Below are 4,624 nucleotides of genomic sequence, written 5' to 3' on the forward strand. Positions count from 1 at the left end.
AGAGTTATTTTCAACTCTTACTATTATACAGGCTTTTCTAACTTTGTCAACACCTTTTTTAAACTTTTTTAATTAATTTTACAACTGCTTCAGTTCGAGCGGTGTGTGGGAACATATCGACCGACTGAATATAATGGATATCGTAGACTTCTACTAACCTTACCAAATCACGAGCCAAGGTCGAAACATTACAAGAAATATAAACCATTTTTTCTGGTACATAAGTAAGAATAGTGTCTAATAACTTATCATCCAGACCTGTACGTGGTGGATCCACAATCAGAGCATCTGCTCGGTAGCCTTCCTTGTACCAACGAGGAATAATATCTTCCGCTGTTCCTGCTTCGTAATGTGTGTTGTCAAATCCCATTCTTTTAGCATTCCGCTTGGCATCTTCAATGGCTTCTGGAATAATATCCATACCTCTGAGGGTCTTTACTTTCTTTGCGAAGGCAAATCCAATCGTTCCAACTCCACAATAAGCATCAATTAAATGATCTTCTTTAGTAACATCCAAGGCTTTTACTGCCTCGTTATAAAGTACTTCTGTTTGTTCAGGATTTAGTTGATAGAATGCTCGAGGGGATAGTGAGAATTCATAGTCGAGTACACCTTCTTGAATACTCTCTTTTCCCCAGATGATTTCTGTCTTTTCACCATATATCTCACTTGTTTTAGCTGTATTTGTATTCACAGCTACTGTCACAACTTCTGGAAAATCTTTAACTAAGTCCTTTACAAGTTGGGTTAAGTTAAGCTGGCGGTTTGTAACAATAATAATCTGAACCTGCCCAGTCTTTCTTGCTCGTCGAACCATAATAGTCCTAACACCTAGAATTTTTCTCTCATCCGTGATTGGAATCTGGTGATAAGTAAGTAATTCTGCTAGACGATTAGCAATCACTTGGGTTTCCTTGTCTTGCACTAGGCAGTCTTTCAACTCTACTAAATAGTGAGAGTTTTGTGCATATAAGCCCGCCTTGACCTGATTCTTAAATTTTCGAGTCTGAAATTGTAACTTAGCACGGTAGTACTTTGGTTCCTGCATTCCAATAGTTGGACGGATTTCATAGTTTTCATATCCTGCAGGAGCAAATTTTTTCAGCGCTTGATGAAGTAAGTCCGTCTTGAACTCTAGCTGCTTATCATAATGCAGGTGCATGATTTGGCAGCCTCCGCACTCATTATAAATAGTACAAGCTGGCACAACTCGAAATTTAGACTTCTTGTTAACCTTCAGTAATTTTGCCTCTACAAAGTTACGTTTAATAGAAGTAATCTGACAATAGATATCTTCACCTTTGAGAGCTCCAGGTACAAAGACTAACGTTTTTTGGTAAAAGCCGATTCCCTCACCATTAATTCCCATGCGCTTGATTTTTAATGGTATTTTTTGTTTTATTTTTAGATTCATAGGTCTATTATACCATGGAGTTTCTAAGATATTTAAGAATATGTTACAATAAAAGCATGAATTCAAAAACACCTCGCTTTAGTATACTAGATTTCCCTGAACAATTAAGAAGCTATATCAAGGGAGCTAATCTCTCTGATAGTTCTTCTCATTCAAGTGCAACTGTCTTATATATAGATTCCGGTTACTATTTAAAAATAGATCAAAAAGGCAGATTAGCTCAAGAAGCTAAGATTGCAAGTTGGTTCGAAACTGAAGGATTGGGAACTCCAGTGATTACCTATTTATCAGCAAAAAAGGACTTCCTTCTGACCAAAGAAGCCATTGGCAGAAACGCTCTCGATTTTTCAAATCAACCCGAAAAACTCTGTCAAACCCTGGCTCAAGCATTAAACAAACTTCACAGTCTTAAACCACAATCTTTTCCGTCGGAAAATCATCTGAAGCGTTATAAAGAAAAAGCTTTAAAAAACTATCAGAAGGGGGCTTTTTATAACAAGACTCTTCTGCCTCAATTTCATATTCACAGTCGTGAAGAAGCTTACCAACTGATACAAGAGAAAGGTTACATTCTCAAAGCTGATGCTTTTATTCATGGAGATGCCTGCCTGCCAAATTTCATCTTGAAGGATGCCTCGCATTTTTCTTGCTTTATTGACTTGGGATTGGCTGGTTTTAGTGACCGACATATCGACCTCTTTTGGACAATTTGGTCCCTTCATTACAACCTACAAGATGCTACGTATGCTGAATTATTTCTCGACTATTACGGTAGAGAATATGTAGATATGGATAAACTCCGACTTGTTGCAGCTTTCGAAGCATTTAGATGAAAGGAAATTATGAAAATCACAAAACTTGAAAAGAAAAAAAGACTCTATCTGATGGAGCTTGATAATGGCGACAAATGCTACATTACTGAAGATACGATTGTTCGTTTTATGTTATCAAGAGATAAGGTGATAAGTGAAGAAGAATTGAAAGAGATTCAGGACTTTGCTCAATTTTCTTATGGTAAGAATCTGGCCCTCTACCATTTATCCTTTAAAGCACGCACTGAAAAAGAAGTCAGAGAATATCTGAAAAAATACGATATTGATGAAAACATGGTTTCTCAAGTCATTGCTAATCTTCAAGAAGATAAGTGGATCAATGATAGCCAATACGCTTATGCTAGCATCAATGCCAATCAACTTTCAGGAGACAAGGGGCCTTATGTACTGACTCAGAAACTAGCACAAAAGGGGATTTCAAAATCTACTATAGAAGAGAACTTGAAAGAATTTGATTTTTCTGAAGTTGCTCAACGTGTAGCCAATAAACTATTGAAAAAATATGAGGGAAAACTTCCAGCTCGTGCCTTGCAAGATAAGATTATCCAGAATATGACCAACAAGGGCTTCTCTTACCCTGATGCTAAAAGTGCCTTTGACCAGTTGGATAGCCAAGTTGACCAAGAAACGACTCAGGAACTCATCTTCAAGGAACTTGATAAGCAATATGCAAAATACGCTCGAAAGTATGAAGGATACGAACTGAAGCAGCGTTTAACTCAAGTTTTAGCACGAAAGGGCTACGATTTTTCGGATATAGCAAGCGCTCTTAGAGAATATCTTTAATATTTCCAAGTGAAATTCACAGATTTTAGATAATTTTATGGTACAATAGTAAATGATAAACTTATAAATTGTAGAAAGTTGGTTAGTTATGAAGCTTCCAAAAGAAGGCGACTTTATTACAATTCAAAGTTATAAGCATGATGGGAGTCTCCACCGAACTTGGCGGGACACCATGGTACTAAAAACAACAGAAAACGCCATTATTGGTGTCAACGATCATACACTTGTTACCGAAAGTGATGGTCGTCGTTGGGTCACTCGAGAACCGGCTATTGTTTACTTTCACAAGAAATATTGGTTTAATATCATTGCCATGATTCGTGATAATGGAACTTCCTACTATTGCAATATGGCTAGCCCCTACTATCTGGATGAAGAAGCACTGAAGTATATTGATTATGATTTGGATGTTAAAATTTTTACAGATGGGGAAAAACGTCTCTTGGATGTTGAGGAATATGAGCGCCACAAACGCAAAATGAATTATTCTGATGATTTGGACTATATTTTAAAAGAACATGTCAAAATTCTTGTTGATTGGATTAACAATGGACGTGGTCCTTTCTCAGAAGCCTATGTAAACATTTGGTACAAGCGCTATGTAGAACTAAAGAATCGGTAAAGTTGTCAAACTGGGGTGAAATCCCTGGTTTTTTATTTTAATACTCAATGAAAATCAAAGAGCAAACTAGGAAACTAGCCGCAGGTTGCTCAAAACACTGTTTTGAGGTTATAGATAAGACTGACGAAGTCAGTCACATATATATACGGCAAGGCGACGTTGACGCGGTTTCAATTTGATTTTCGAAGAGTATAAAAACCCAGCTTTGCAGCTGGGCTTATCCTTATATATCCAATTTTGTAACAGTAAATTTGATGTGGGAATAGTCTTTTTCAACATCCTTATCCAGCAAGAAAGCTGTGGCATCCTTCTTGACCTGAACCAAATCAATATTCTGAGCCTGAGCTGCATAGACGCATCCACAATAACATTGACGATAGATATCATACTCTTCACACATCTCCACTGAACGTTTGTAGCCTTGATTTTTCTTGAAATCGCTGGGAAGATAGTGGGTGGTATAAATCTTTTGCACATCGATTCCGATGCTGTTGATGGTTTGAGAATTCTTATGTGGACTGATAGTCAAGGCTGAACCAAAGTAGTCAAAGCCTAAATCCATAGCCACTTGCGCTGTTTTATCCAGACGGTAGTCAAAGCAAACCTTACAACGGTCGCCACCTTCTGGCTCTTCTTCCAAACCTCGAACCAGTTTACGATATTCGTTAGGTTCGTAGGGAGCTTCTAGGTACTGAACCGTATTTCCTGTCCGCTCATTGAAATCACTGACAAATTTCTTGGTAACATAGGCCCGCTTATGGTATTCTGCCTTGGGATGAATATTAGAATTGGCAAAATAGATAGTCACATCTGCATACTTGGTCAAATATTCTAGAGTATAGGTACTGCAAGGGGCACAGCAAACATGCATGAGAATGGTTGGCCGCTGCTCATTTTTCTCCCATACTTGTACCATTTTCTGCATGACACGGTCATAATTTATCTTCTGATTGGGGTTCATCTTGCTCA

6 protein-coding genes are annotated in these 4,624 nt (G+C 37.8%); 4 read left to right on the forward strand and 2 right to left on the reverse strand.

The features are described 5' to 3' along the window. Positions 1-58 precede the first annotated feature (58 nt). On the reverse strand, positions 59-1,414 hold the full coding sequence (gene rlmD, locus WKI23_RS09240; protein WP_368079715.1) for a 23S rRNA (uracil(1939)-C(5))-methyltransferase RlmD: 1,356 nt from the start codon (positions 1,412-1,414) through the stop codon (positions 59-61). A 56-nt stretch (positions 1,415-1,470) separates the two neighbouring features. Here rlmD and WKI23_RS09245 point away from each other — a divergent pair, with 56 nt between their 5' ends. The 4 genes from WKI23_RS09245 (at position 1,471) to WKI23_RS09260 (ending at position 3,834) form a co-directional block, all read left to right on the forward strand. Continuing rightward, on the forward strand, positions 1,471-2,247 hold the full coding sequence (locus WKI23_RS09245) for an aminoglycoside 3'-phosphotransferase (RefSeq protein ID WP_368079716.1): 777 nt from the start codon (positions 1,471-1,473) through the stop codon (positions 2,245-2,247). Positions 2,248-2,256: 9 nt separating this feature from the next. Beyond that, positions 2,257-3,033 (forward strand): recombination regulator RecX, encoded by a 777-nt coding sequence (recX, locus tag WKI23_RS09250; RefSeq protein WP_368079717.1) that lies wholly within the window; start codon positions 2,257-2,259, stop codon positions 3,031-3,033. A gap of 88 nt (positions 3,034-3,121) precedes the next feature. Then, positions 3,122-3,655 (forward strand): nucleoside tri-diphosphate phosphatase, encoded by a 534-nt coding sequence (gene ntdP / locus WKI23_RS09255; RefSeq protein WP_000775321.1) that lies wholly within the window; start codon positions 3,122-3,124, stop codon positions 3,653-3,655. 47 nt (positions 3,656-3,702) lie between these two features. Next, positions 3,703-3,834, forward strand: coding sequence for a hypothetical protein (locus WKI23_RS09260; protein WP_368079718.1), 132 nt, complete (start codon positions 3,703-3,705; stop codon positions 3,832-3,834). Between the two features lie 44 nt (positions 3,835-3,878). Here WKI23_RS09260 and WKI23_RS09265 read toward each other — a convergent pair. Continuing rightward, the coding region (locus WKI23_RS09265) for an epoxyqueuosine reductase QueH (RefSeq protein WP_368079719.1) at positions 3,879-4,624 on the reverse strand (746 nt) is incomplete at its 5' end.

The sequence above is a fragment of the Streptococcus pseudopneumoniae genome (assembly GCF_038148955.1).
GTDB lineage: Bacteria > Bacillota > Bacilli > Lactobacillales > Streptococcaceae > Streptococcus > Streptococcus pseudopneumoniae_T.

Bases quoted from the DNA above. Each gene is read 5' to 3' on its own strand.
- rlmD (WP_368079715.1), bottom strand. From the start codon at position 1,414: ATGAATCTAAAAATAAAACAAAAAATACCATTAAAAATCAAGCGCATG.
- WKI23_RS09245 (WP_368079716.1), top strand. From the start codon at position 1,471: ATGAATTCAAAAACACCTCGCTTTAGTATACTAGATTTCCCTGAACAA.
- recX (WP_368079717.1), top strand. From the start codon at position 2,257: ATGAAAATCACAAAACTTGAAAAGAAAAAAAGACTCTATCTGATGGAG.
- ntdP (WP_000775321.1), top strand. From the start codon at position 3,122: ATGAAGCTTCCAAAAGAAGGCGACTTTATTACAATTCAAAGTTATAAG.
- WKI23_RS09260 (WP_368079718.1), top strand. From the start codon at position 3,703: ATGAAAATCAAAGAGCAAACTAGGAAACTAGCCGCAGGTTGCTCAAAA.